Genomic DNA, 25,135 nt, shown 5'->3' with positions numbered 1-25,135 from the left:
TCAGTCGCGACGAGTGAAGCCATGACCGATTGCTACAGCAGTCGGGACTGCAGTCCTTCCCACCGTGCACCCGGCAGGCTTCCCGCAAGCCACTGTGGGAGCGACTTCAGTCGCGACGAGTGAAGCCATCCAATGACCGATTGCGACAGCAGTCGGGAATGAAGTCCCTCCCACAATTGCGACAGCCAGCCATGCGCGGCGCCATTACACCGACCGCGGCAACAGCTCCAACCCCTGGATCTCGCGAATCCCCAGTCCCGGCGCATCGCCAATCCGGATCTGCGCCTCGTCGAATTGCACCCCGCCCACCACCGGATCGAACGCCCCCAGCGACGGGCCGTCCAGGTCGACCTTGGTGATGACGTCCGCGCGCGCCACCGCCAGGTGCGCCGCCGCGGCCACGCCGATGCTCGATTCGAGCATGCAGCCGATCATGCATGGCACCCCGCACACCGCGGCGATGTCGGCGATGCGCAGCGCGTTGGACAGGCCGCCGGCCTTGACCAGCTTGATGTTGACGATGTCCGCCGCACGCCGCTGCAGTAGCGCGATCGCCTGCGCCGGCGAGAACACGCTTTCGTCGGCCATCACCGGGGTCTGTACGCGCTCGGTCACGTACTGCAGGCCGTCCACGTCGCCGGCCTTGACCGGCTGCTCCAGCAGTTCCAGCATGACCCCGGCATGTTCCAGTGCGTGCATCGCCTGCACCGCCTGCTTCGGCGTCCAGCCCTGGTTGGCGTCCAGCCGCAATTGCGCGCGATCGCCGACCGCGGCATGGATCGCCTTGACCCTTGCGATGTCCTCGGCGAGATCGGTGCCGATCTTGATCTTCAGCGCCACGAACCCGCGCGCCAGCGCCGACAGCGCGTCGGCCACCATCGTGTCCACGGCATTCACGCTGATGGTGAGGTCGGTGGTCAGCTGCGGTGTGCCACCGCCAAGCAGCTGGTACAGCGGCGCACCATGCAGTTGCGCCCACAGGTCGTGCACGGCGATCTCCATGGCCGCCTTGGCGCTGCTGTTGTGTTCCAGCGCGCCCTGGATCAGGCCGCGCAGGCGCTGCAGGTCGGCGATGTCCTCGCCGATCAGGCGCGGTGCCAGGCAGCGCTCGATCGCCGCGATGATCGCTCCATGGGTGTCGCCGGTGATCGGCGGCGTGGCCGGGGCGCTGCCATGCCCGATCCGGCCATCGTCGGTGTGGACCATGACCACCACGTCCTCGATCGCCTGCACGGTGCGCAGCGCGGTCTTGAACGGGGTCTTCAGCGGCACGCGCAGCATGCCCAGGCGGATCTCGGTGATCTTCATTCGGCGGTCGGCGCGCGCAGGCGCTGGATGCGGGTGATGCGGTCGATGAACGGCGTGCCGTCGCCGAGCAGCAGCGGTTCCAGTGGCGTCACCGACACGCCGTTGAGGCGCACGCGCTGCAGCTGGCCGACGGCGTTGCGGTAGCTGGCGCCGGCCACGTCGTGGATCACCCAGGTCTGGCCGTCTTCGTGGCCGATCACCAGCATCACGTGGCCGGGGATATAGACCAGGTCGCCGACGCGCAGTTGCGCCAGCGCCTGCCGCCGCTGCGGCAGCGGGTCGCTGGCGGTGTAGGGCACCGACATCAGTGCGGGGCTGCGCGCCTGGTCGCCGGTGTTGCGCGGCAACTCGATGCCGAGGCTGCGATGCAGGTCGACGACGAAGCCGCTGCAGTCGCGCGCGTCGTAACTGTTGCCCCAGCCGTAGCGTTCGCCGAGGAACTTGAACGCCTGCTGCAGCAGCATCTGCGGCGTGGCCGGCAGCGGCGCCTCGGCGACGTCGGCGCTGCGCGGTATCAGCGCCGGCACCAGTTGCAGGCGTCCGTCGCGGTCGCGCAGCGGCAGCTGCACCACGTAGGCGGCCAGCGGCGACTGGCCGTTGACCACGTTCTGCGGCGGCCAGTCGCGCAGCAACGGCAGCGCGCTGCCCATGTCCAGTGCCACCTGCGAGGCCGCCGGCAGGTCCGGGGTGAACACGGTGGCCACGCGGGCACCGGTGACCAGCAACCGCGGCGTGCGCTGCGCGTACGCCAGCACGCTGGCGCGGTCGCTCTCGGCCACGCGGTTGCGGGCGATCCAGGCAGCGTAGTTGTTCGCCAGCACGAACAGCCACTGCCCATCGGCGCTGGCATGCAGGATTGCCACCGGGCTGCCTGGATACAGCGCCGATTCCTGGAAGCGGTCGATGTCGCGATCGTCGCGGTCGCTGAACACGCGCTCGGCGGTCGGGAAGCGCCGCAGGTCGGCGCGTTGCACCACCAGCGCGTAACGCGGCTGCACCTGCGCCGGCAGCGCGTCCAGCGCCAGCGCGCTCTGCAGCGCCTGCAATCGCGCGGCGTCCAGTACGCCGCCCTGGCTGTCGTAGAGCGTGCGCGACGGTGGCGCCGACAGCGCCAGGATCTGCGCGCGCACCTGCGCGGCGGGCAGTTGCGTCGGCAGCGCCGTCAGGTCGTGCATCGACGGGTCGTCGCGCAGCAGCCGGGCGTTGAACGCGGCGCGCTGCGTCGCCTCCAGCAGCGGTGCCGACGCCGCCGGCAGCCGCGCGATCCAGTGCGCGGCCTGCAACTGCACCGGCTGTGCCTGCAGCGGCATGGCCTCGGTGGCGCGTGCCGTGGCGATGGCGCCGCTCGCCGCCGCGGCGAGCAACAGGCACAGGCCGCGCATCGTGATCATGGGAACCCACTGTCTGGAAAGAAGGTCGGCGTGTACTACACGCCGACGCCAGGATCTTCGATTCCCGGTTTTTTTCTGTCAAGGCGCTGCGTTGACAGGTTTTGCGAGCGCGTGTTACATCCGACTGCACAGGGGGCGCGTGGCGATGGCGCTGGGGAACGTGCAGGCAGCGCACGGCAGCGCCGCGTCCGCTCGGCAAGATGCAGGAACCCGCAACACGATGGCCGCGTGCCGCGCACGCGCCATCGCCGTGTGCGTGGACGCCAGGGACAGGCGCTCGGCCGTGGCCGCGCCCGCGGCGTTCGCGCCATCCACCCACGCCAGCAGGAGAGCCGCGTGCCCATGCGAATCGTTCGTCGTCCTTTTCCCTTGCGGTCCGTGCGCGTGGCGCTGGCTTCGCTGACGACGCTGGTCGCGGCCTTGCCGGCCGCGGCGCAGGAACAGGCGGCGACGCCGCGCGATCTCGATGCGGTGCTGGTCACCGGCTCGCGCATCGCCCGCGCGCAGGTGGAAGGCCCGGCGCCGGTCACCGTCATCACCGCCGAGGACATCCGCAAGCAGGGCTTCGCCACGGTGTGGGAATCGCTGGGCACGCTGACCCAGTTCAGCGGCAGCACCTTCAACGAGAGCGACCAGACCGGCAGTTCGCCCAACGGCCAGTACCTCAACCTGCGCGGGCTGGGGCCGGGCTACCAGCTGATCCTGCTCAACGGCAAGCGCATGGCCGACTACCCGCAGCCCTACGGCGCCAACGGCACCGCGGTCAGCCTGGGCAGCATTCCGGCGGCGGCGGTGGAACGCATCGAGGTGATGAGCGGCGGCGCCTCGGCCATCTACGGCTCCGATGCGGTCGCCGGCGTGGTCAACATCATCACCAAGCGCGATTTCCAGGGCGACAGCCTGCGCGTGCGCGCCGGCACCACCACCCGCGGTGGCGGCGACAGTGGGCAACTGCAGTGGAGCGGCGGGCGCCGCGGCGACGGCTGGAGCGTCACCTACGCCTTCGAGCGGCTGGATCGCGAACCCATCGTCGCCCGCCAGCGCGACTTCATGGATTCCTACGACGACCATCCGGCCAACAAGGCCGATCCCAGCTCGCCCAACGTGTCGATCTCCGGCGTGTATCTGCGCCGCGGCACCACCTATCTGTGGCCGCAGGCGGGCGCGCTGTCGACCTCGCCGCAGGCGCTGGCCGCGGCCTGCGCCGCCACCAATCCGGCGTTCCGTCCTTACCGCACCAGCGACAGCCTAGCCGCGCCCAACCGCTGCGGCGCGTTCGACTACTACGCCGGGCGCTCGGTGCAGAACGGCTACGGCAAGACCTCGGCCTACCTGGCCGGCGATGCCGAACTCGGCCACGACGTCACCGCCTACGCGCAACTGCTGGCCAACCGCTCGCAGGACAAAAGTTCCAGCCAGACCCACTACTACATCGGCGAAGGCGCGTTCACCGCCTACGATCCGGACCTGGGGCTGGTCACCGCGCAGCGCATCTTCCTGCCGGACGAGGTCGGCGGCATCAAGACCATCGACTACGACGAGCGCACCTGGAACCTCAACGCCGGCGTGCGCGGCAAGGCCTTCGATGGGCGCTTCGACTGGGATGCCAGCGTGTCTCTGTCGCGCTACGACATCACCACGCGGCGCCCGCGCTTCCTCACCAACGCGGTGCGCGATTACTACTTCGGGCCGGTGCTGGGCTATCGGCCGGACGGCACCGAAATCCGCCGTGTGCGCCCGGACCGGTTGTTCGCGCCCGGCAGCCCGGCGTTGTACCAGCAGCTCACCACCGAGGTGACCAGCCGCGGCGAATCGGCCACCGACCAGGCGCAGTTGGTGGTCAGTGGCGACCTGTTCGAGCTGCCGGCGGGCATGGTGCAGATCGCCACCGTGCTGGAAGCCGCGCGGCAGACCTACGACCTGCAGCCCGATCCGCGCACCACTGTCGACTACACCGGCAGCGAGCGCATCTACAACCTTACCCAGACGCCGGGTGGCGGCCCGCGCAAGCGCTACGCCGCCGGCCTGGAACTGCGCGTGCCGATCGCCAGCCGGCTCAGCGCCACCCTGGCCGCGCGCTACGACGCCTACGACGACATCACCGCGGTCGATGGCGCAGCGACCTGGCAGGCCGGACTGGAGTGGCGCCCGTTCGACACGCTGCTGCTGCGCGGCAGCCACGCCACCAGCTTCCGCGCGCCAGACCTGCTGTGGATCTACGCCGGCACCAGCGCCAACAATCCCACCGTGGTCGACGAATACCTGTGCCGCCGCGACGGTCTGGATCCGTTGTCGGCGGCCTGCGCGAGCGCGCACGAATACCAGACCTTCTCCACCCAGGCCTCCAATCCGCTGCTGCGCGAGGAGACCGGCAAGTCGACCACGCTCGGCGCGGTGTGGGATGCGCTGCCGACGCTGTCGCTGAGCGTCGATTACTACCGCATCGAACTCAAGGGCCGGGTCGAAGCCATCTCCAGCGAAACCCTGTTGGAGAACAACGCCAACTGCCTGCTCGGCCGCGACCGCGCCGGCGCCGCGGTGGACACCGCCTCGGCGGCCTGCCGCTTCTACCTGGATGCGGTGACGCGCAGTCCCGGCACCGACCTGACCAGCGAAGGCCAGATCACCGCGTTCAAGACCTTCCCCATCAACCAGTCGCTGATGCGCACCGACGGCATCGACGCCAGCCTGCGCTACGACCTCGATCTCGGTGGCTGGGGCACGCTCGGCCTGCAGGGCGGGCTGACCCGGGTGCTGCGGATGGAGGTGGCGCAGTTCGCCGGCGCGCGCCCGATGGACGTGATGAACGACGTCGACTACCTGGCGTTCCGCACGCGCAGCAACTGGCGTGCGAACTGGAACCGCGGCGACTGGTCGGCCAGCGTGTACGGCTACCGCTACGGCTCGCGGCCCGACTATGCCGAGCGCGGCCGTGTCGCGCCCTACCTGGTGTGGAACCTCGACCTCGCCAAGCAGATCACCGACAAGGCGACCATCGGCCTGAGCGTGCTCAACGTGTTCGACGCGCTGCACCCGCGCGACGACACCTACACCACCTGGCCGTACTTCCCGCGGGTGTACAGCGCGATCGGCCGGCAGTGGTACGTCAACTTCAACTACCGCTTCTGAGGGCGCGCCGGTGAGCGTCGGCGCGTCCCTGCACGACGTCGCCGCGCCGATTGCGTACGCTTGTGCGTCGCCGACCAGGAAGTGTCCATGACCCGTGTTCCCGTGCCGTCCCTGTCCGCCGTGCGCCGGCTGTTGCTGCTGGCCACGCTCGCGTTGCTCGGGGCCTGCGCGCACGCGCCGCAGCGCAATCCGCTGGCCACCTGGGTGCCGTCGCCGAACTACGACGCGCGCCGGCCGATCCTGATCGTCATCCATTACACCGACCAGCACTCGGTGCAGCAGAGCCTGGACACGCTGCGCTCGCACAACAGCAAGGGCAAGGTCAGCGCCCACTACCTGATCGGCCGCGACGGCACGCGCTACCAACTGGTCGCCGACCAGGACCGCGCCTGGCACGGCGGCGCCGGGCGCTGGGGCACCATCACCGACATCAACTCCGCCTCGATCGGCATCGAACTGGACAACGATGGCAAGACCCCGTTCGCACCGCAACAGATCGACAGCCTGCTGGTGCTGCTCGAGGACCTGTGCACGCGCCTGCGCATCCCGCGCACCCAGGTGGTCGGCCACGAGGACTTCGCGCCCTCGCGCAAGGTCGACCCGGGCCCGCTGTTTCCGTGGAAGCGACTGGCCGACGCCGGCTTCGGCCGCTGGCCGGCCGCCGACACGCCGCCGGCGCCCCCCGGCTTCGATCCGTGGCAGGCGCTGGCGCTGATCGGCTATCCGGTCGACGACCGGGCGGCGACCCTGCGCGCCTTCCACCACCACTACCGCGGCAACGACGCCAGCGCCTTCGACGCCGAAGACCTGCGCATCCTGTACGCGCTGACCCAGCCGCTGCTGGCGCGCCCGCAGCCGGTGCCGGCGATGGAGCCGGACGCGCCCTGAGCCGGGGCGCTGCGGCCTGGGCGCCGGTCCCTGCGGCGTGCACGCCTGTCACTTGGCGTCGCCGCGGTTCTTGGTAGCATCGCGCGCCAACGGACTCCAAAGGACGCAGTGCGATGAGGCGAGGAACCACGGCCCTGTGGGCGGCAACCTTCCTGCTGTTGGGCGGGTGCAAGGACAAGGCCGCCGATGCGCCGGCCGCGGCGCAGACCCCGGCGACGGCGAGCGCGCCCGCATCCGCCGCGCCCGCCGACGCGAGCGCCGCGGCGCAGCCGGCCGCCGCCGAGGTGCCGGCGCCGGGCCAGGTGCTGGCCGACATCTACGGCGCCAAGGGCGACGGCTCGGCGTCCTACGCCATCGACAACGGCGCGGTGGCCAGCTTCTGGTACGGCTACCGCTTCGACCTCGGCGGCAAGCAGTACTACACCGGTTTCGCCAACGCCACCGGCGGCAAGTACGCCAAGCCCGGGGACCCGGCCGGCGACCAGGACCTGCCCGACCCGGCCGCGACCGTCAGCATCAGCCAGGCCACCTACGTGCTCGACAGCGCCGGCGGCAAGCCGGCCTGGACCCTGTTCCACGCGCAGCGCTGGGCCGGCGACTTCGGCTCCGACGGCAAGGCCGACACTCTGGACGAGCAGCGCAAGCCGCAGAGCACCGAGACCAAGGATGGCCACCTGCTGCTGGCGCTGCCGACCACCCGCTTTGCCGACGGCATCACCAGTGCCGGCTTCGCGGTGTTCACCTTCGACCCGAACAAGAACGATCTCGGCGACTACAAGGGCTGGGTCTACCTGGGCACGGTCGCCGCCGGCGAGGACAACAGTGCCGCGTGCGACGACCAGGGCACCATGAAATGCGCCACCAGCACCGGCACGCTGAGCTTCGTGCCGCCGGCCAGCGGCAATGTGCCGTCGCTGCGGATCGCCCTGCAGGGCACGGCGGTGGAAGGGCCGGGCAAGGTGCGCACGCTGGGCCCCGCCGACGCCGTCACCTACACCTACGACGCCGCCAAGCAGCACTACACCCCGCCGCTGGACCGCTGAACGGACGGCGCGCGGATGTGACGCGGCGCGCGCGGCAGCGGTGGTTTCGGGCGTAGGACCTGGTTTAAGATGCGCCCCACGGGGCCTGATGATCAGGCGAGTCATTCGCGAGCGGCATGGGATGCTGCACTCGCCCGAAATGCCGGCGTGGATTGCCGGCGTGCGGTTCGCCATGCGCGACCGCCATCACCGCCCCTGCTCGGGGCCGGCGTGCACGTCACCTTGTTCCGTCCGAAGCTGCGCCTGCGGGGAGTGTGCTCTCCGTGCAGCGCGCCGCGTCCGCGTCGTGCGCCGCCTGCGTCACGCCGGCCGCGGTAGCGGGGCGCATCGGAATGTGCAGGTGGGTTCTTCCGGCTTCTTCACCGAATACAGGATGTTCTGGACATGTCGAACGACAACAAGCGCGCCGCTCCCGAAGTGCCACCCGATGCGGGCAGCGTGCTGTACCTGATCTACGGCTGGGACGGCGATGGCGCCGTGTCCTACGAGATCGACAACGGTGCCGTGGTGAATTTCTGGGGCGGCCGGCATTTTGAGCTGGACGGCAAGCAGTACTACACCGGTTTCAGCTACGCCACGCCGGGCCGGTACGGCATCGACGATGCGGAAACCTTCCCGAACCCCGGCGAGGGCGTCTCGCTCGGTGCCGCCACCTTCCAGCTGACCACGCCCGGCGGCGAGCGGCCGTGGATGGTGCTGCATGCGCAGCGTTACGTCGGCAGCTTCGGCGCCTATGCGCGCGCCGATGCGTTCGATACCACCCGCGCGCCGCAGCAGCATGCGCTGGGCGATGGCCGGTTGCTGCTGGCCGTGCCGACCACCCGCTTCGAAAACGGCATCACCGAAGCCGGTTTCGCCATGTTCGTGTTCGATCCGAACCGGCACGACCTCGGCGATTACCGCAGCTGGGTCTACTGCGGCACGGTGGCGGCCGGCGAGGACAACGAAGCGGCCAGCGACCCGGACGGCGTGGTGCCGCACGTGTCCAGCACCGGCGCTCTGGAATTCCAGGCGGTGCCCGGCCAGCCCATGCCGGCGCTGCGGGTGGCGCTGCACGGCACCGCGATCGCCGGTCCCGGCCGCGCGCGCCTGCTCGATGGCAGCGACGTCCTGCAGTACGCCTACGACCCGGACAGCGGCCAGTATCAGCCGACGCCCGTCGCATGACTCCACGGCGCGCGGCGGCGCGCCGGTGACGCAGCACCCGATGTTCCGCAGTACGCAATCGTTCTGTTGACCGCGCACTAACAAGCTCATGGACGAGCTCGGTTGACCCAGGCGGCCGCGATGGCCGTACCTCAACCTCAAGGAGTTACACGAGATGGCACGCGATACCAGCAAGGCAGAGAATCTCGACATCATCGAGCGGGAAGCCAGGCAGCGGCAGATTCCGGTCGACGATTTCATGCGTTTCGCCTACATCGAAACCGGCGGCCGCTTCGACGAGCAGGCCAGCCGCGGTCCCAACAGCGCCAAGGGCCTGTTCCAGTTCACGCCCGGCGCCGCCAGCGCCTACGGCATCCGCGGTCGCGAGCTCGACGCGGTGGCCAACACCGATGCCGCCGCGCGCATGTACCAGGACAACCGCAACAGCCTGACCCGCCAGCACGAGCGCGACGGCCGCGCCTACCTGTCCGGCAACGCGCAGCCCGACGGCCTGGACATGTACATGGCGCACCAGCAGGGCGCCGGCGGCTATCGCTCGATCCAGGCCGCGATCGCCACCGGCCACTTCGAGCTGAAGGGCACCCGCGCCAACATCCTCAACAACGTCCCCGGCGAAAGGGATGCGCAGGGCGCGCGCCAGTTCCAGGCCTACACCGGCACCCCGCTGGCCGACTTCAAGAAGCTGTCCGATCAGGACATGGCCAAGGCCTTCGTGAAGTACTGGGACGCCAAGTACGACCACATCGCGATCCCGGAAAAGGGCATCAAGCCGCTCGCCGAGGGCCAGGCCACCCAGGCGCCCGCGCGCACGCCGGCACCGGCCGGCGGCAAGCAGGGCGGCCACGACGGCATCGCGCTGACCGCCGCCTACGACCTGGGCGTCAAGCACGACGACGTCAAGTACGCGATCAACGTCAAGAGCAGCAAGTACTACCACCCCGGCGTGGACGGCAAGCATCTGTCGCAGGGCTACATCGACTGTTCCGGCTGGGTCACCGAGCTGCAGAACGCGACGATGAACGAGATCAACCGCAAGGCCGGTCGCGACGTGTTCACCCAGAAGGACATGCTGGTGCAGGGCATGACCGGCTCCGGCGAGATCGTCAAGAAGGCCTACGACAGCTCCGGCGTGCTGCTGGAGGGCAAGGACGTGTTCAAGCCCGGCGCGCTGAAGGAAGGCATGGTCATCGGCGTGGATTCGGGCAAGACCGCGCACGAGCACTGGAAGGGCATCGACCACATCATGATGGTCGTGCGCGATCCCAAGAGCGGCGAACTGCTGGTCAGCCAGTCCACCGGCAGCAAGGGCGTCAACACCATGCCGCTGGACGACTACCTGGCCACGCATCAGAACGCCAAGCTGTTCGCCTCCGATCCGCTGGCCAAGGGCCGCGACCTGCTGCAGGACCGCCAGCAGACCCAGGCGCAGACGCAGGGTGCGCAGGAGCCGCGCACGGCGCTGAAGCCGGGCGAGCAGGGCGCCGACGTCAAGGCGATGCAGCAGCGCCTGATCGAACTGGGCGTCAAGGACGACCAGGGCAAGCTGCTCAGCGGCACCGGCTACTACGGCGATCGCACCAAGGAAGTGGTCGCCAACCTGCAACGCGAGAAGGGCCTGGCGGCGACCGGCATCGCCGACAAGGCCACCCTGGAGGCGATCGCCAAGCAGCCGGCGCAGGCCAAGTCCGACGCGGCGGCGCTGGCCGACAACCCGCTGTACAAGCAGGCCATGGACCACCTGCAGAAGCAGGGACCCAACGGCGGCTTCAAGAGCGCCGAAGAGATGCAGCGCGCCGCCGGCCAGGTCGCGTTCGAGGCCAAGGTCAGCGGCATGAACCGCATCGACGACCTGGTGCTCAGCGGCGACCGCCGCGGCCTGATCGCCGTGCAGCGCAATCCCGACAATCCGCACGACGTCAATCGTGCCTACGTGGACAGGCAGCAGGCCGCGGCGGTGCCGCTGGAGCGCAGCCAGCAGCAGCTGGCCGCCGAAACCCAGCGGCAGACGCAGGAGCAGGCGCAGCAGCCGGATCCGCAGCGCGAAAAGACCCAGGCGCCGCGCTGATCGGTCTCGCGGCAACGGCCGCCGTCGCGCGTTGCGCGGCGGTGGTCGTGCGTGGAGATGTCGAGCGCTGCGCAAGACCGCCGCGCATGCGCCGACGCGACATTGCCCAACGCCGGCCAAACACGATCGCCTGCCATCGCGGCGTGCGATGGACAGTGTGCACGACGATCGATTAGAACCTCGCCTTCCCGCTCGCGCAAACGACAAGGACGCATTCCGACCATGGCCATCGCCAAGGCGTTCCAACGCTCTTCCCTGCTGCTGTTGTGCGTGGCCGCCGCCGCGTGCAACGCGCCGTCTTCCACCCCCGGCCAGACGCAGGCACCGGCCGCTCCGGTGGCGGACACTGCGGCCGCCGCGTCCCCTGCCGCCGCGCACGATGCCGGTACCCAGGCCGATGCGGGCGCGGCCACGCCGGCTGCACCGGCTGCGGCGCCCACCCCTTCCACCGCTTCAGGAGATTCCCCCGTGCTGCGACCGTCCTACGACACCTGCATCACCGCCGCCGGCGGCGCGACCCCGGCGATGCTGGACTGCATTTCCGACGAACACGCCTACCAGGACCAGCGCCTCAACACCGCCTACAAGGCGGCGATGGCCAAACTGAGCGAGGCCGAGCAGCACGCGCTGCGCGAGCGGCAGCGCAAGTGGATCGCCGAGCGCGACGAGAAGTGCGTCGCCGATCCGGATGGTGGCCAGGCCGAGCGCGTGGATGCGGCCGAATGCCGGCTGGAAATGACCGCGCACCGCGCCGACGAACTCGAAGCGCACTGACCACCCCTGTATCGAACCCGACGCGCGGCGCTTTCCACGCCGCGCGTCCTGCCAAGGAGAACGCGATGAGCGACAAGGATTGGGAACTGGGCCAGACCTCCAAACACTACGAGACCGGCGGCCGCGGCGCGTCGACCGTGTCCTCCGGCGTCGACGACCCGGGCGGCGTGTCCTACGGCTCGTACCAGATGACCTCGCAGACGACGACCCGTGAGGGCAAGGTCATCAACGGCGGCACCGTCGCCGCGTTCGTCAAGGACAGCAAGTACAGCGACGACTTCGCCGGCCTCAAGCCGGGTTCGGACGCGTTCAGCGCCAAGTGGAAGGAACTGGCCAAGACCGACCCCGGCTTCGGCCAGGAACAGCACGACTACATCAAGCGCACCCACTTCGACAAACTGGTCGACCGGCTCAAGGACAAGGGCATGGACCTGTCCGACCGCGGCCCGGCGGTGCAGGACGCGATGTGGAGCACCGCGGTCCAGTACGGTCCGGGCAGCGACAAGAAGCCGGGCGGGTCCGGCGTGTTCCTGCGCGCCATGGAAGAGAAGTTCGGCAAGCAGGCGGATCTGTCCAAGATTTCCGACAAGGAGATCGTCAGCGCGGTGCAGGACTACAAGGCCGAGCACGTCAAGGAGCTGTTCCCGCGCGTGCACAAGCAGAAGACCCTGGACTCGCTGGAGAACCGCGCCGAGAACGAGAAGGCCGACCTGCTCAAGCTGGCCGACCTCGGCAAGACCGTGGCCAAGCCCGGCGAGCAGCGCGACGGGCACACCGCGCCGAAGCCGCACGACGGCCATCGCGAGCCGGCCGCGCACAATGGCGTGCTGGCGCGCAATGCGCAGGGCGAGGCGGTGAAAGGCCTGCAGGAGAAACTGGCCACGCTCGGCTACCTGGAGGCCAAGGATGCGATCGGCACCTACGGCCCGAAGACCGAAGCGGCGGTGGAGAAGTTCCAGCAGGACCAGCACCTGAAGGGCGTGGACGGCAAGGCCGGCCCGGAGACGCTGGGCGCGATTGACCGCAGCGTGCAGCGGCAGCAGGGCGTGGAGCAGTTGCGGCGCGACAGTCCGCTGTTCGACCAGGCGGTCGCGCAGCTGGAAAAGCAGGGGCGCAACGGTGGCTACGGCGACCGCGAGTCCATGCAGCGTGCGGCCGGGCAGCTGGCGTTCGAGGCCAAGGTCAGCGGCATGTCGCGCATCGACGACCTGGTCGCCAGTACCGATGGCCGCGGCATGATCGCGGTGCAGCGCAATCCGGAGAACGCGCACGACGTGCATCGCGCGTATGTCGACCGTCAGCAGGCGGCGACCGTGCCGCTGGAGCAGAGCCAGCAGCAACTGGCGGCCGAGACCCAGCGCCAGGCGCAGGAGCGGCAGGTGCAGGACCAGCAGCGCACCCAGACCCAGTCGCAAGCCCCCGGGCCCTGAGTCGCGCCGCGCAGGGCGGTCATCGGCACGCGCCGGTGGCTGCCCTGCATTGCGCAGTTCGCATCGCGCGTCGTGGCAGGCGCGCGGCAGGACAGCGGCCGCGGCCATGGCCTATGCTGCACACATGTCGCATGACCGCTTCTGCCGCCACCTTTCTTCGTCGCGCCCCGGGCGCCGGGCTGGCGCACTGCGCGCAGTGGGCCTGACGCTCGCGTTCGCCGTCGTGCCTGCTACGTTCGCGGTGGAACCGACCACCTCGCCGGCGACCACGCCGGAACAGGCGGGACTGGTCGACGTGCACACCCTGGCGCCGGACATCGCGATGGACATCCGCTACGCCGGCCACGACAACTTCACCGGTCGCCCGGTGCCCGGCTACCACGCGCCCAAGTGCTATCTGCTGGCGCCGGTGGCCAAGGCCCTGGCGCAGGTGCAACGCGACCTGCAGGCCAAGGGCTACCGCCTGCAGGTGTTCGACTGCTATCGGCCGCAGCGCTCGGTCCGCGCCTTCGTCGCCTGGGCGCGCGATCCGCAGGATCAGGTCGCCAAGGCGCGCTACTACCCCAAGCTCGACAAGGGCGTGCTGCTCGGCGACTACATCGCCGAACACTCCGGCCACAGCCGTGGCGCCACCGTCGATCTGGGTCTGCTGGACTGCCGCCAGGGCGCTTGCCGCGCAGTGGACATGGGCACCGGCTTCGACTTCTTCGACCCCAGCGCGCACACCGACACGCCGGCCATCGACGCCACCCAGCGCGGGCATCGTCAGCAGCTCCTGAAGGCGATGGCCGCGCGCGGCTTCGTCAACTATCCGATGGAATGGTGGCACTACACCTTCCAGCCCGAGCCCAGCCCCGGCGTCGCCTTCGACGTGCCGGTGCGCTAGCGCCTCCTCGTCTTCGCCACGGACCACCCATGACCGGCACGCACCAGTTCGTCGACCTGCAATGCCCTTACTGCGGCGAATGGATCGACGTCGCCCTGGATCCGTCGGTGGACGTGCAGCAGTACGTGGAGGACTGCCAGGTGTGCTGCAAGCCGATGCTGATGACGGTGCGCTGGGACGAGGACGGCGCGCCGGTGGTGAGCGCGATCGCCGAAAACGCCAGTTGATCCGCGCGCCGGCGCGGTGCCTCGTACGCCGATGCGCGACACCCTCTAGACTTGCGGCCTTGCCGACCGAGGACACCCGATGAACCTGCCGCTGCACTTCGGCCTGCTGGGCTCGCTGGAAGCCGGGCTGATCGCCTTGGCGGTCGGCTTCCTGGTGTATGCGCTGTGGCAATGGCTGGGCCGGCGGCTGGGCTGGTCCGAGGGCCAGCAACTCGGCGGCGCCTGCCTGATCGCGGTGGCGGTGTCGGCCGGGATCGACTGCTGGAACCTGTTCTACACCAGCATCGTGCGCCTGGAGTCGCCGCTGTACGCGCGCATCGCCCTGGCCAGCATCCACGATCCGGACGAACTGGGCTCGCGGGTGGTGCTGGAAGTGGCCGGCGCCCTCTCCGGCGTGGCCCTGGCGTGGGTTGTATTCAGGGCGCGTTCAAGCGAAAACGCCGGCGACGGCGGTCACGAAACGCGCTGAAACAGACGTTTTCTTTCTGCAATCCAAACGTCTTGAATGGTCGCCTTACCGCGTGCTCACCGATCCCTAACCAGCGCGGTAGCGTGCTGCGCGCACGCCGTGGTTAACGAAGCGTTTTGCGGCGAATTTCGACAGGGAATGGATTCAGTCTGAGACCGGCACGGTAGCGCCGTGTTCCGGAATCGACCGGACATGCCACACCGAGAGAGCCAAGGAGAATCCACCCATGAACATTCGCACCCGCACCCCGCTGATCGGTACCGCCGCCCTTCTCGCCGCCGCGCTGGCCCTGCCGGCGTTCGCCCAGGACGCGCAGGCCGATGCCGCCGCGCAGGCGCAGACGCAGTCGTCCACCAGCGCCACCGGCCAGAGCGGGCAGGCCGGCGCGGCCTCCGGCGGCGCCCAGACCTGGGCCGACGTGGACGCCGACAAGGACGGCGCCATCAGCAAGCAGGAGGCGCAGGTCAACGCCGGCCTCAGCCAGATCTTCGCGCAGGCCGACGCCAACCACGACGGCAAGCTGACCCCGGACGAGTACAAGGCCTACGTCGCCAAGCAGCAGGGCGGCGCGGCGACCGGCAGCGACAGCAACGGCGGCCAGTAACCGGAGCGGTACCGACACGGCGGTCGCGCGGCGATGAGGACGCGCGCCGCCTGGCCGGGGCCGACCCTGGTGTACCACGAGCCTCGTGGTGCACGCTGACGCTTCACCACGACGGCGGCCTTGGGCCGCCGTCGCGCGTTGTGCTGCAGGACAGTGCCTGTCGTCTATCGGTCGGCGACCCGCTGCTATGCTTGGCGGATGATGCCGACACCTACCGCCTTGCGTTCCTCTCCCATCGCCCTGGTCGGCTTCGACGGCGACGACACCCTGTGGAAGAGCGAGGACTATTACCGCGACGCCGAGGCCGCGTTCGAAGCCATCCTCGGCCAGTACCTGGACCTGCAGGACGCCGGCACCCTGCAGCATCTGCTGGCGGTGGAGCGCCGCAATCTCAAGGTCTTCGGGTATGGCGTGAAGGGCATGACCCTGTCGATGATCGAGGCGGCGATCGAGCTGACCGAGGCGCGCATTTCCGCGCACGACATCGGGCGCATCGTCGAGATCGGCCGCGCCACCCTGCAGCATCCGGTGGAGGTGATCGCCGGCGTGCGCGAGGCGGTGGCGGCGATCGCCGCCGAGTTCGAGATCGTGCTGATCACCAAGGGCGACCTGTTCCATCAGGAAGCCAAGATCGCGCAGTCCGGCCTGGGCGAGCTGTTCCCGCGTATCGAGGTGGTGTCGGAGAAGGATCCCAAGACCTACGCCAAGGTGCTGTCCGAGTTCGGTATCGGCGCCGAGCGCTTCGTGATGATCGGCAACTCGCTGCGTTCGGACGTGGAGCCGGTGATCGCGCTCGGCGGCTGGGGCATCCACACGCCGTACACCACCACCTGGGCGCACGAGGCCGAGCACGGGCTGTCGGCCGACGAACCGCGCCTGCGCGAAGTGGCCGCGGCCGCGGACTGGCCGCAGGCGGTGGCCGATCTCAACCGGCATGCGCCGAGCCTGCAGCGGGGCTGAGCCGCTCCGCGTCAGGCGGCGTGGCGTACCGGCCTCTGGCCTTGTCGCGTAGGAGGGACTTCAGCCGCGACACCGCCGAGCCTGCGGTGCACATCCCTGCCAGCTTGCCGCGCTGACAGCGCCCACTGCCTCCGGCAGAATCGACGCATGCCTCCGCTTCCGTCTCCTGCCGGTCTGTTCCTGTGCGCTGCTCTGTTGGCTGCCGGCCCGGCGCTGGCGCAGGGGACGGTAGCGCCCGCGCGCGCCCCTGCCTCCGAGAGCGGAGAAACGGTACCGGCGGAGGTGCCCGGCACCGACGATGCCTGGATCGATCGGCAGTTGCTGGACATCGACCGCTACGCCGCGCGCTACCCCGACAGCTTCCTCGACGAGGTCGCGCGCTACGCGCAGATGCCGCGCGGCTATGCCGAGGTGCTGCTGCGCGATCGGCGGTGGCCGCCGCGCGATGTCTATGTCGCCGCGTTCCTGGCCAAGGCCGCGGGACGGCCTTACCGCGAGGTGGTGCGCGCACGCACCGCGGCCGGCGTTCCGGCCGGCTGGGCGGCGGTGGCGAGCGACATGGACGCGCCGCCCGGCTCGCTGGCCTACCGCGCGCTGCGCCATGCCATCGTCGCCAGCTACGACCACTGGGATCGACCGATCGTGCTGGACGCGCTGCTGCGCCGGCAACTGGGCGACCGCGCCGCCCGCGACCGCGCTGCGGCACAGCCCCAGGACGGATCCAAGCGCACGCAATAAGCGCGGGGGAGCACAACGACACAGAGCGGCCGCCTGCACGTTCGCCCATGTCGTTGCGCGAACCTCCCGTGGCCCTGCACGGCATGCAGGCACCGGTATGCACCAACGTCAGCACACACAAGCCCCTCTCCCCCCCGGGAGAGGGGTTGGGGTGAGGGTACGTGCGCGCAGCGCCCCAGGCAGTTTGGTGCACGAGACTGCGCCCGGACCCTCATCCGCCCCTGCGGGGCTCCTTCTCCCGGCGGGAGAAGGAGACAGCGGTGCCGGCCACGCCCGCGCCGCACCGATACGCGCCGCGCATTCATCCGCACTGGCCGCGCCGCCGCCACAGCGCGAGAATAGGCGTTCTGCCGGTCCTGCCGCCGGCGCCACCGCCGTCCCGGACCGCCCGATGACCAATGCCTTCGTTTCGCCCGACGCTATCCGCAGCCTGTTCGCGCAGGCCATGTCCGACATGTACCGCACCGAGGTGCCGCTGTACGGCACGCTGATGGAGCTGGTGGCGCAGGTCAATGCGCAGACCCTGGCCGCGGACCCGGCACTGGAGGCGCAGCTGCAGCGCAACGACGAACGCGCGCGCCTGGACCAGGAGCGGCACGGCGCGATCCGCGTCGGCACCGCCGAGGAACTGGCCACGCTGCGCCGCCTGTTCGCGGTGATGGGCATGGCGCCGGTCGGCTATTACGACCTGTCGGTGGCCGGCGTGCCGGTGCACTCCACCGCGTTCCGCCCGCTGGAGGCGGCGGCGCTGGCGCGCAATCCGTTCCGCGTGTTCACCTCGCTGCTGCGGCTGGAGCTGATCGAAGACCCGGCGCTGCGCGAGCAGGCGGCGCAGATCCTCGCCAAGCGGCGCATCTTCACCGACGGCGCGCTCGCGTTGATCGCGCAGTGCGAACGCGACGGCGGCCTGGCCGACGCCGACGCGCAGCGCTTCGTCGCCGAGGCGCTGGAAACCTTCCGCTGGCACAGCGACGCGACCGTGAGCCTGCCGACCTACCGCGCGCTGAGCGAGGCGCACAAGTTGATCGCCGACGTGGTCAGCTTCCATGGCCCGCACATCAACCACCTGACCCCGCGCACCCTGGACATCGACGCGGCGCAGGCGGAAATGCTGCGCCGGGGCATCGATGCCAAGGCGGTGATCGAAGGCCCGCCGCGTCGCGCCTGCCCGATCCTGCTGCGCCAGACCAGCTTCAAGGCACTGGAGGAAACCGTGCGCTTCCCCGCGGGCGTGGACGGCGCCGAGGCCGGCACCCACACCGCGCGGTTCGGCGAGATCGAGCAGCGCGGCCTGGCCCTGACGCCGAAGGGCCGCGCGCTGTACGACGCGCTGCTGGAACGCGCACGCGCAGCGGACGGCAGCGCCGGTGCCGATTACGCCACGCGCCTGCAGGCGGCCTTCGCCGACTTCCCCGACGACTACGCCACCCTGCGTCGCGAGGGCCTGGGCTACTTCCGCTACGCACTGACCGACGCCGGTCGCGCCGCCGGCGCCGCGGCCCTGGCCGGCAAGCCGGCCGAAGCGCTGATCGCCGACGGCCTGGCCAGCGCCGACCCGATCGTCTATGAGGACTTCCTGCCGGTCAGCGCCGCCGGCATCTTCCAGTCCAACCTCGGCGGCGGCGAACAGCGCGCCTACGCCGCGCACGCCAACCGCGCCGCGTTCGAGCAGGCGCTGGGCGCGACGGTGCACGACGAGTTCGCCATCTACGCCGGTATCGAGCGCGATTCGCTGGAGGCGTTGGCGGGTTGACAGCTGTGTTCCTGTTGTCAACGGCGGTAAGACAAGGACGATGTCCGACGTCGTGGCTACTTGTCTCTGGATGTCCGAGGTTTGGTTGCACCACCAATGATGTCGCCTGATTTGAAACTGCCGGCGTCACTGGTAGGGGTTTCACTTGACGGTACCGTCGATTGGTATCAGTATTTGAACCGAAAACTGGCCGTTTGCAGGTGACATATAAGCGGGGCTTGACCCCCACCTGCATCCGGCCATCTTATTGCCTAGGGAGATGGGCATGCATCGGCGCTTTGCCGTCCTGCTGGATGCGGGATTCGTCAAAAGAAAATTGAAGTCGAGCGGTGAAGTTTCCGCCAACCGCATACAGCAACTTGTAGAGGCAATTCGCAAGCACGAATGCCTTCAGGATTGCCTTCTGCATCGCGTCTACTACTACGACGCTGCGCCACTTGGAAGATCGGTTGAGCAGCCTGTCACTGGCGAGGTCATCGAGTACGACAAGACGCCTGTGTTCCAATCCAACGTGGCCTTGGTGAGGGATGTTGCCAAGCTTCCCCATTTTGCGCTTTGTCAGGGCGAATGCAGCCACGATGGTTGGATGGCAAAGTTCAAGTGGCTGAAGAGCGCGGGGAACTACGATGCCGGGTCTGACACGTTGAAGCTGAAAAGCTCGGACCTGAAACCGGTCATCAAGCAAAAAGGCGTGGACATGCGTATCGGCATGGATATCGCTGCCCTGACTCTAAAAAAGCATGTGGAAGTCATCGTACTTGTCACGGCAGACAGTGACTTCATTCCTGCAATGAAGTTTGCGCGTCGGGAAGGCGCGCAACTCTATTTGTTCAGTCTCGGCCATGGAACAAAAGAGGATGTGGTCGAGAACGCAGATCTTATGATTGTGTCGACAGCTAAATCTCTGATGGACGCGCTGGCGGCATGACCGGTTCCGCGCCTCGGAATTCGAAACGAATGGCGCGAGGTGCTGTCCTCGACAAGATCTAGGTCGCGCGCCGCGCTCCTGCCGGATTTACCCCGCGTAACGCGCCTTCAGCATGGCATACGCCGAACGCAGCGCCAGTGCTTCGCCACCCGCCGGGCGGCCGGGGCGGTCGCTGTCGTTCCAGGCGTACACGTCCAGGTGCGCCCAGGCCTGCCGCGCCGGCACGAAGCGCTCCAGGTACAGGGCGGCGGTGACTGCACCGGCCATGCGCGAGCCGGCGTTGGCCAGGTCGGCGACCGAGCTGGTGAGATAGCGCAGGTAAGGACGCCACAGCGGCATGCGCCAGACCGGGTCGCGGGTGCGCTCGCCGGCGGCGATCCAGGCCTGCGCCAGCGTGTCGTCGTTGCAGAACAATGCCGGCAGATCCGGACCCAGGGCGATGCGCGCCGCGCCGGTCAGCGTGGCGAAATCCAGGATCGCGTCGGGGCGCTGCTCGCCGGCGTAGGCCAGCGCATCGCACAGCACCAGGCGGCCTTCGGCGTCGGTGTTGTCGATCTCCACGCTGGTGCCCTGACGGGTGGCGATCACCTCGCCCGGGCGGAAGGCGTTCGGGCCGACGGCGTTTTCCACCGCCGGCAACAGCACGGTCAGCCGCAGCGGCAGGCGCTGCGCCATCACCAGCCCGGCCAGCGCCAGCGCGTGTGCGGCGCCGCCCATGTCCTTCTTCATGTTGCGCATGCCGTCGGCCGGCTTCAGGTCCAGGCCGCCGGTGTCGAAGCACACGCCCTTGCCGACCAGCGCCACGTGCGGATGCGCCTCTTCGCCCCAGCGCAGCACCAGCAGGCGCGGCGCGCGGTGCGAGGCGCGGCCGACCGCGTGGATCGCCGGGAAGTTCTGCTCCAGCAGCGCGTCGCCGACGATGCTCTCGAACTGTGCGCCGTGTTCCTGCGCGATCGCGCGTGCGGCCTCTTCCAGTTGCTCCGGCCCCATGTGCTCGGTCGGCGTGTTGACCCAGTCGCGCACGCGCAGGCTGGCCGCGATCAGGTCGCACACTTCGGCCTGCGGCGTGGCCAGCAACTGTGCCGGCAGCCGCGGCGGTTGCTTGTAGCGGGCGAAGCGGTAGCTGCCCAGGCCCCAGCCCAGGTGCAGGGTCGCCAGCGTGTCGGCGTCCAGCGCGCTGTCCACGCGCCAGGTGCTGCCGGCCGGCAGCGCGAACGGCGCATGCGCGTAGGCATACGCATCGCCGCGATCGCCAACGCCCAGCACCGCGGCCGCCACGCCGTCGGCACCCGGCAGCAGCAGCACGCTGCCCGGCGCGGCCATGAACTGCTGGGTGTCCATCCACGCCACCCACGCGGGCGATTGCGCCGCGCGCCATTCGGCCAGGTGCTCGCGGTCGAGCACGTACAGCGGCAGCGCATGGGTGGAGGCGTCGGTGAAGCCGGTCGGCAGGGACATCAGCGGATCCTTGGAAGAGGGAGAAGACCGGTGGGCGAGAGGGCGCGGATCAGGCGCGCGCCGCGTCGGCCGGCTGGGTCGCGTCCAGCCAGTCGGCCAGGCCGGTGAGGGTGTCGAAGTGCAGATCGGGTGGGGTCGGCGGATGCCAGGCCTGCGCCTCGCGGTTGATCCAGCAACCGCGCAGGCCGGCCTGCATCGCACCGACCACGTCGATCTCGATGTGGTCGCCCACGTGCAGCACCTGTGCACAGGGCAGGCCCAGGCGCGCGCAGGCGGCGCGGAAGATGCCCGGGTCCGGCTTGGCCGCGCCGTGTTCGCGGGCACTGAGCTGGAAGGCGAAATGGTGGTCCAGGCCGATCGTGGCCAGGTCGGCGTTGCCGTTGCTCAGCGCCACCACCGGCACGCGCGCGGCGATGCGCTCCAGCGCGGCGATGCTGTCCGGGTAGCACTCCACCTGATTGCGCGCGGCATGGAACACCGCATACGCAGGTTCCAGCAACGCTTCATCGGCGCCGCTGTCCTGCAGCGCACGGCGCAGGGTCAGTCGGCGCAGTTCGCTGAGGTCGTGATGCAGGTGCGGATGCGCGGCGAACACTTCTTCGCGCAACTGCCGCATCGCCGCGACCGGGAAGCGCGCGGCGGTGGCCGGGCTGTGCTGCAGCAGCCAGTCGTGCAGCACCTGCTCGATGCGCGCGCCGATCGGCGCGAACGGCCACAGGGTGTCGTCCAGATCCAGCGTGATCGCGCGGACGGGGAAGGAGGGCATGGAAGTCACCGGCGCATTTTACGCCAAGCGCCGCCGCCGCCGCGGGCCGGGCCCGGTAGACAGCACTCGCGCGCTTCCGCCAATCCCCAATCCCGACTCCCCAATCCCGGCCTCACTCCAGCAGCCGCGCCCAACGCTGCATGCCTTCGACCCGCGCCAGCACCATTTTGATGCACACCAGCAGCGGCACCGCCAGCAGCAGGCCGATCATGCCCCACAGCCAGCCGAACAGCATCAGCGCCAGGATCAGCATCAGCGGCGAGATCGCCATGCGCCGGCCGAGCACGATCGGCGTCACCACCTGGCCTTCCAGGGTGTGCAGCGCCAGGTACAGGATCGCCGGCAGCGCCGCGCTCAGCGGTTCGCGGAAGGCGACGAAGCCCATCAGCAGCATCAGCACCGCGCCGATCAGCGGCCCCACGTAGGGCGCGAAATTCAGCAGCGCCACCACCGTGCCCCACAGCAGCGCTTCCTGTGGCGGAATGCCCAGCAGGATCAGAATGCCGGCGAAGATCAGGCCGACCAGCGTATTGATCACGGTGATGGTCAGGACGTAGCGCGAGACCTCGCGTTCGATCGAGCGCAGGATCTCGGTAGTGAATTTCTGTTGCTGGCGGCTGGGCAGCAGCGCGATCGCATGACGCTGCAGGTTCTCGCCGAACACCATGAAGAAGAACGTCAGCAACACCACCGCCAGCGCCGAGGCGGCCACCCGCGGGGTCCGCACCAGTGCCTTGTACGGGTCGTCCATCTGCGTGCGGATCACCTGCACGCGGCGGCCGCTCTCGCCGCCGGCGGCGCGGGCGAAGTTCTCCGCGGCCTGGTTGGCCTGCTGCATCGGCTTGGTCAGGTCGCGCACCTGGGTGGCGAGGTGGCGCAGCTGCGCCGGGGCCTGCTGCGCCCACTCGGCGGCGGGACCGGCCAGTTGCACGGTCAGCGTCGTCGCCACCGCCATGCCCGACAGCAGCACCAGCAGCGCGGCCAGAAAACGCGGCAGGTACAGCCGTTGCAGCATGCGCAGGATCGGGTTGCCGACCAGGGCGAAGAAGGCGGCGAGCAGGATCGGCAGGATCACGTCCTGCGCGGCCCACAGCGTGTAGCAGACTGCCAGGGTGGCCAGCACCACCAGAGAGACCGGTCCGCGCGGGCGCGGAGCGGGCGGCGGCGGCAGGGGGCCGTGCGGAGCGTCGTCGGCGACGACCGCGGGATCGGGAACTGAGCTCATCGGACCTGCGATGCGGTGGCCGCGGCGCGCGCCGCAGTGCACGCGCCGAACGGCGTCGAAAAGGAAGCGAAGTGTAGGCCGGATCGTGGCCGGCGCGATATCAAGGCGGCGTGGCCGCCGCGTGCGCGCGGCGTGGCGGCCCAGGCCAGCCACGCGCCGATCCCAGGAACGTCAGTCCTTGCCCTGGCGCTCGGACAGGTCGGTGGCCGCTTCGGCCGCGGCGGGTTGCCCGGGGCGCGAGGCCATCGGCGGCCGCGGCGGCTGCGGGCGGACAGCGGATGGGGGAACGGGTGCAACGGGAGGCGGGGCCTGGGTGGCGGCATCCACGGCCGCATCCTGTGCGGTGTCCGCCGCTTCCTCGGCATCGTCGGAGGCGCGCTCGGCGTCATCGGACGCGCTCTTGGCGGTGGTGGCGTTGATCAGGCTGGAGAGCGCGCTGAGCATCTGCAGCCAGCGCGCGCCGCCGAGCTTGCCGATCACCGCCGCCGGTTCGGCGCGACCGACCAGGAAGCCGGTGCCAAGGCCTACGATCACGATCCGCCACGGTGTCCAGCCTTCGCGCCAGACCTGCTGCAGGGTCGTCCAGTGCGTGCGCACCTGCTCCTGGCGTCCTTCCAGCACCGCTTCGGCGCGGGCGATGCGGTGCTGCAATTGCCGCAGGGTCATGGCGTGGCCTCGCGCTTGGCGACATCCTCGTCGCCGTCCTCGTCGTCGCCGCCGATGCCCAGCTTGGCCAACTGGCGGCGGGTGGCGTCGAGCTTGCTCATGTCGAAGTAGCGCAGCGCCTGCCAGGCGCCGAGCGCGGTGACCACCAGGCTGAAGGCCGCAGTCGCCGAGATCGACGCCAGCCACGACCAGCCCATGCGCTGCAGCAGGGCGATCATCGCGCCCATCAGCAGCATCCACGCCGACGCGCCGAACGCCACCGACACGGTCAGCCACACCAGCGCCCGCGCCAGGGCGGCACGGGCCAGGGCGAAGTCCGCGGCCACCAGCTTGCGCAGCGCGCGGCCGGTGTCCAGGGTGGCATTGAGTCCTTCGCGCCCGGCCGTGCCGAGCGCGCGGAAGGATTCCTCCAGCGACGGTGCGGCCGCGGCGTCTGCCGCGGCGCCGTCGGTGCGGGCCTGCTCCTCGCTCACGCGCGGCTTACTTGTCGCCGCCGCTGCGCGCCAGCTTGGCGATGATCCAGCCGGTGGCGAAGGCCACGCCGAACGAGGCCAGCGGACGCTCGCGGATCAGCTCGGCAGCGCTGTCGATCAGGTCGCGGCCCTTGTCCAGCAGCACGTCCACCTGCTCCTTCGCCGCCGCGCCGCCGAACTCGGCTGCCGCCAGTCCGGACAGCGCGCTGTCGGACAGCTCGGCCTTGACGTTGGCCTTGCCCAGCTTCAGTTCTTCGCCGGCGGCACCGGCAGCGCCCTTGATCGCATCGCCGGCATAGCTGGCCGCGGACTTCAGGTGCGCGCCGGCTTCGCTCAGGTTGTCCTTGAGGTTCTCGGTATTGGTCGGGCTGGCATTCATGGGCATGTCTCCTCTGGGGTTTGGGGGCCTGCCGTCCGCCGATGCGGACGCTGCGCAGAACGGGCGACACCAATACCATCGGCGGGGTGTACGGGGTGTTAGCTCGTCGCCATAAGCAGTACGCCATAGTGTCGGCGCTCACCGGCGCGCGGCCAAGTCCCGGAGGAACCGCAATGCACGCGTACGGCAACCGGAGCGGCCATGCAGGGGTGGTCGCCTACGACAGCGGCCCGGACTGGATCGTGCTGCGCTTCGCCGACGGCGCCACCTACCGCTACGACCGCCAGCATCCCGGCCTGCTCCAGGTCATGGAGATGCAGCGCCTGGCCGCCGCCGGGCGCGGTCTCACCACCTACTTGAACCAGCACGTGCGCGACGATTACGCCGCGCGCCTGGACTGAGCGTGCC

At 69.6% G+C, this 25,135-nt stretch carries 24 protein-coding genes; 16 read left to right on the top strand and 8 right to left on the bottom strand.

The annotated features are described in order from the left end of the window. Nucleotides 1-204 precede the first annotated feature (204 nt). Nucleotides 205-1,308 carry a dipeptide epimerase gene (locus tag SLW55_RS17085; protein WP_267100224.1) on the bottom strand — a complete coding sequence of 368 codons (1,104 nt, stop codon included), beginning with the start codon at nucleotides 1,306-1,308 and terminating at the stop codon, nucleotides 205-207. Beyond that, complete coding sequence (locus SLW55_RS17080; RefSeq protein ID WP_267100223.1) at nucleotides 1,305-2,699, bottom strand: SH3 domain-containing protein; 1,395 nt, start codon at nucleotides 2,697-2,699, stop codon at nucleotides 1,305-1,307. The genes SLW55_RS17085 and SLW55_RS17080 overlap by 4 nt, the downstream gene beginning before the upstream one ends. Nucleotides 2,700-3,041: 342 nt before the next feature. Here SLW55_RS17080 and SLW55_RS17075 point away from each other — a divergent pair, with 342 nt between their 5' ends. The 15 genes from SLW55_RS17075 to SLW55_RS17005 all read left to right on the top strand — a co-directional run bounded on the left by SLW55_RS17075 (nucleotide 3,042) and on the right by SLW55_RS17005 (nucleotide 19,760). Then, on the top strand, nucleotides 3,042-5,828 hold the full coding sequence (locus SLW55_RS17075; protein ID WP_295968848.1) for a TonB-dependent receptor: 2,787 nt from the start codon (nucleotides 3,042-3,044) through the stop codon (nucleotides 5,826-5,828). 87 nt (nucleotides 5,829-5,915) lie between these two features. After that, the gene (locus tag SLW55_RS17070) at nucleotides 5,916-6,716 is read left to right on the top strand and encodes an N-acetylmuramoyl-L-alanine amidase (protein ID WP_267105216.1); all 801 of its coding nucleotides are present in this window, start codon (nucleotides 5,916-5,918) and stop codon (nucleotides 6,714-6,716) included. Nucleotides 6,717-6,829: 113 nt separating this feature from the next. Beyond that, nucleotides 6,830-7,759 (top strand): hypothetical protein, encoded by a 930-nt coding sequence (locus tag SLW55_RS17065; RefSeq protein WP_295966381.1) that lies wholly within the window; start codon nucleotides 6,830-6,832, stop codon nucleotides 7,757-7,759. Between the two features lie 384 nt (nucleotides 7,760-8,143). After that, a complete protein-coding gene (locus tag SLW55_RS17060) occupies nucleotides 8,144-8,926 on the top strand; it encodes a hypothetical protein (protein ID WP_017916394.1) in 783 nt (260 codons plus the stop codon). 154 nt (nucleotides 8,927-9,080) lie between these two features. After that, a complete protein-coding gene (locus SLW55_RS17055; protein ID WP_320745462.1) occupies nucleotides 9,081-10,991 on the top strand; it encodes a peptidoglycan-binding protein in 1,911 nt (636 codons plus the stop codon). Nucleotides 10,992-11,213: 222 nt separating this feature from the next. Next, the gene (locus tag SLW55_RS17050; protein WP_295961649.1) at nucleotides 11,214-11,765 is read left to right on the top strand and encodes a lysozyme inhibitor LprI family protein; all 552 of its coding nucleotides are present in this window, start codon (nucleotides 11,214-11,216) and stop codon (nucleotides 11,763-11,765) included. A gap of 65 nt (nucleotides 11,766-11,830) precedes the next feature. Then, a complete protein-coding gene (locus SLW55_RS17045; protein ID WP_320745460.1) occupies nucleotides 11,831-13,195 on the top strand; it encodes an XVIPCD domain-containing protein in 1,365 nt (454 codons plus the stop codon). Between the two features lie 196 nt (nucleotides 13,196-13,391). Next, nucleotides 13,392-14,081: a M15 family metallopeptidase gene (locus SLW55_RS17040; protein ID WP_152238222.1), complete on the top strand. Its 690-nt coding sequence runs from the start codon at nucleotides 13,392-13,394 to the stop codon at nucleotides 14,079-14,081. Nucleotides 14,082-14,110: 29 nt separating this feature from the next. Then, nucleotides 14,111-14,308 (top strand): CPXCG motif-containing cysteine-rich protein, encoded by a 198-nt coding sequence (locus tag SLW55_RS17035; protein ID WP_010340161.1) that lies wholly within the window; start codon nucleotides 14,111-14,113, stop codon nucleotides 14,306-14,308. 79 nt (nucleotides 14,309-14,387) lie between these two features. After that, nucleotides 14,388-14,777 (top strand): membrane protein, encoded by a 390-nt coding sequence (locus SLW55_RS17030; RefSeq protein ID WP_017916398.1) that lies wholly within the window; start codon nucleotides 14,388-14,390, stop codon nucleotides 14,775-14,777. 226 nt (nucleotides 14,778-15,003) lie between these two features. Continuing rightward, nucleotides 15,004-15,381 carry a hypothetical protein gene (locus tag SLW55_RS17025; protein WP_017910738.1) on the top strand — a complete coding sequence of 126 codons (378 nt, stop codon included), beginning with the start codon at nucleotides 15,004-15,006 and terminating at the stop codon, nucleotides 15,379-15,381. A gap of 201 nt (nucleotides 15,382-15,582) precedes the next feature. Further along, nucleotides 15,583-16,341, top strand: a complete 759-nt coding sequence (locus SLW55_RS17020) for an HAD family hydrolase (protein ID WP_320745459.1) — start codon at nucleotides 15,583-15,585, stop codon at nucleotides 16,339-16,341. 147 nt (nucleotides 16,342-16,488) lie between these two features. Further along, a complete protein-coding gene (locus SLW55_RS17015) occupies nucleotides 16,489-17,079 on the top strand; it encodes a hypothetical protein (RefSeq protein ID WP_320745458.1) in 591 nt (196 codons plus the stop codon). A gap of 391 nt (nucleotides 17,080-17,470) precedes the next feature. Continuing rightward, nucleotides 17,471-18,832 (top strand): VOC family protein, encoded by a 1,362-nt coding sequence (locus SLW55_RS17010; protein WP_320745457.1) that lies wholly within the window; start codon nucleotides 17,471-17,473, stop codon nucleotides 18,830-18,832. A gap of 265 nt (nucleotides 18,833-19,097) precedes the next feature. Beyond that, the gene (locus tag SLW55_RS17005) at nucleotides 19,098-19,760 is read left to right on the top strand and encodes an NYN domain-containing protein (protein ID WP_320745456.1); all 663 of its coding nucleotides are present in this window, start codon (nucleotides 19,098-19,100) and stop codon (nucleotides 19,758-19,760) included. Nucleotides 19,761-19,847: 87 nt separating this feature from the next. Here SLW55_RS17005 and SLW55_RS17000 read toward each other — a convergent pair whose 3' ends face one another. The 6 genes from SLW55_RS17000 to SLW55_RS16975 all read right to left on the bottom strand — a co-directional run bounded on the left by SLW55_RS17000 (nucleotide 19,848) and on the right by SLW55_RS16975 (nucleotide 24,727). Continuing rightward, a complete protein-coding gene (locus SLW55_RS17000; RefSeq protein WP_148829544.1) occupies nucleotides 19,848-21,218 on the bottom strand; it encodes a leucyl aminopeptidase family protein in 1,371 nt (456 codons plus the stop codon). Between the two features lie 49 nt (nucleotides 21,219-21,267). Beyond that, nucleotides 21,268-21,984 carry an HAD family hydrolase gene (locus tag SLW55_RS16995; RefSeq protein ID WP_152180542.1) on the bottom strand — a complete coding sequence of 239 codons (717 nt, stop codon included), beginning with the start codon at nucleotides 21,982-21,984 and terminating at the stop codon, nucleotides 21,268-21,270. A 112-nt stretch (nucleotides 21,985-22,096) separates the two neighbouring features. Then, nucleotides 22,097-23,209, bottom strand: coding sequence for an AI-2E family transporter (locus tag SLW55_RS16990; RefSeq protein ID WP_267093426.1), 1,113 nt, complete (start codon nucleotides 23,207-23,209; stop codon nucleotides 22,097-22,099). A 171-nt stretch (nucleotides 23,210-23,380) separates the two neighbouring features. After that, entirely contained in the window at nucleotides 23,381-23,875 is a 495-nt protein-coding gene (locus tag SLW55_RS16985) for a hypothetical protein (RefSeq protein ID WP_267082693.1), read from the bottom strand. Continuing rightward, nucleotides 23,872-24,348 carry a hypothetical protein gene (locus tag SLW55_RS16980; RefSeq protein WP_017908931.1) on the bottom strand — a complete coding sequence of 159 codons (477 nt, stop codon included), beginning with the start codon at nucleotides 24,346-24,348 and terminating at the stop codon, nucleotides 23,872-23,874. The genes SLW55_RS16985 and SLW55_RS16980 overlap by 4 nt, the downstream gene beginning before the upstream one ends. A gap of 7 nt (nucleotides 24,349-24,355) precedes the next feature. Then, a complete protein-coding gene (locus tag SLW55_RS16975) occupies nucleotides 24,356-24,727 on the bottom strand; it encodes a hypothetical protein (protein ID WP_010340149.1) in 372 nt (123 codons plus the stop codon). A gap of 173 nt (nucleotides 24,728-24,900) precedes the next feature. Here SLW55_RS16975 and SLW55_RS16970 point away from each other — a divergent pair, with 173 nt between their 5' ends. Continuing rightward, complete coding sequence (locus SLW55_RS16970; protein ID WP_043094420.1) at nucleotides 24,901-25,128, top strand: hypothetical protein; 228 nt, start codon at nucleotides 24,901-24,903, stop codon at nucleotides 25,126-25,128. Nucleotides 25,129-25,135 lie beyond the last annotated feature (7 nt).

The sequence above is a fragment of the Xanthomonas sp. LF06-19 genome (assembly GCF_034105425.1).
GTDB lineage: Bacteria > Pseudomonadota > Gammaproteobacteria > Xanthomonadales > Xanthomonadaceae > Xanthomonas_A > Xanthomonas_A sontii.
This window is presented reverse-complemented; position numbering and strand designations above follow the sequence as displayed.

What these genes read in the sequence shown, in the direction of transcription:
- SLW55_RS17085 (WP_267100224.1), bottom strand. Translation starts at nt 1,308, where the DNA reads ATGAAGATCACCGAGATCCGCCTGGGCATGCTGCGCGTGCCGCTGAAG.
- SLW55_RS17080 (WP_267100223.1), bottom strand. Translation starts at nt 2,699, where the DNA reads ATGATCACGATGCGCGGCCTGTGCCTGTTGCTCGCCGCGGCGGCGAGC.
- SLW55_RS17075 (WP_295968848.1), top strand. Translation starts at nt 3,042, where the DNA reads ATGCGAATCGTTCGTCGTCCTTTTCCCTTGCGGTCCGTGCGCGTGGCG.
- SLW55_RS17070 (WP_267105216.1), top strand. Translation starts at nt 5,916, where the DNA reads ATGACCCGTGTTCCCGTGCCGTCCCTGTCCGCCGTGCGCCGGCTGTTG.
- SLW55_RS17065 (WP_295966381.1), top strand. Translation starts at nt 6,830, where the DNA reads ATGAGGCGAGGAACCACGGCCCTGTGGGCGGCAACCTTCCTGCTGTTG.
- SLW55_RS17060 (WP_017916394.1), top strand. Translation starts at nt 8,144, where the DNA reads ATGTCGAACGACAACAAGCGCGCCGCTCCCGAAGTGCCACCCGATGCG.
- SLW55_RS17055 (WP_320745462.1), top strand. Translation starts at nt 9,081, where the DNA reads ATGGCACGCGATACCAGCAAGGCAGAGAATCTCGACATCATCGAGCGG.
- SLW55_RS17050 (WP_295961649.1), top strand. Translation starts at nt 11,214, where the DNA reads ATGGCCATCGCCAAGGCGTTCCAACGCTCTTCCCTGCTGCTGTTGTGC.
- SLW55_RS17045 (WP_320745460.1), top strand. Translation starts at nt 11,831, where the DNA reads ATGAGCGACAAGGATTGGGAACTGGGCCAGACCTCCAAACACTACGAG.
- SLW55_RS17035 (WP_010340161.1), top strand. Translation starts at nt 14,111, where the DNA reads ATGACCGGCACGCACCAGTTCGTCGACCTGCAATGCCCTTACTGCGGC.
- SLW55_RS17030 (WP_017916398.1), top strand. Translation starts at nt 14,388, where the DNA reads ATGAACCTGCCGCTGCACTTCGGCCTGCTGGGCTCGCTGGAAGCCGGG.
- SLW55_RS17025 (WP_017910738.1), top strand. Translation starts at nt 15,004, where the DNA reads ATGAACATTCGCACCCGCACCCCGCTGATCGGTACCGCCGCCCTTCTC.
- SLW55_RS17020 (WP_320745459.1), top strand. Translation starts at nt 15,583, where the DNA reads ATGCCGACACCTACCGCCTTGCGTTCCTCTCCCATCGCCCTGGTCGGC.
- SLW55_RS17015 (WP_320745458.1), top strand. Translation starts at nt 16,489, where the DNA reads ATGCCTCCGCTTCCGTCTCCTGCCGGTCTGTTCCTGTGCGCTGCTCTG.
- SLW55_RS17010 (WP_320745457.1), top strand. Translation starts at nt 17,471, where the DNA reads ATGACCAATGCCTTCGTTTCGCCCGACGCTATCCGCAGCCTGTTCGCG.
- SLW55_RS17005 (WP_320745456.1), top strand. Translation starts at nt 19,098, where the DNA reads ATGCATCGGCGCTTTGCCGTCCTGCTGGATGCGGGATTCGTCAAAAGA.
- SLW55_RS17000 (WP_148829544.1), bottom strand. Translation starts at nt 21,218, where the DNA reads ATGTCCCTGCCGACCGGCTTCACCGACGCCTCCACCCATGCGCTGCCG.
- SLW55_RS16995 (WP_152180542.1), bottom strand. Translation starts at nt 21,984, where the DNA reads ATGCCCTCCTTCCCCGTCCGCGCGATCACGCTGGATCTGGACGACACC.
- SLW55_RS16990 (WP_267093426.1), bottom strand. Translation starts at nt 23,209, where the DNA reads ATGAGCTCAGTTCCCGATCCCGCGGTCGTCGCCGACGACGCTCCGCAC.
- SLW55_RS16985 (WP_267082693.1), bottom strand. Translation starts at nt 23,875, where the DNA reads ATGACCCTGCGGCAATTGCAGCACCGCATCGCCCGCGCCGAAGCGGTG.
- SLW55_RS16975 (WP_010340149.1), bottom strand. Translation starts at nt 24,727, where the DNA reads ATGAATGCCAGCCCGACCAATACCGAGAACCTCAAGGACAACCTGAGC.
- SLW55_RS16970 (WP_043094420.1), top strand. Translation starts at nt 24,901, where the DNA reads ATGCACGCGTACGGCAACCGGAGCGGCCATGCAGGGGTGGTCGCCTAC.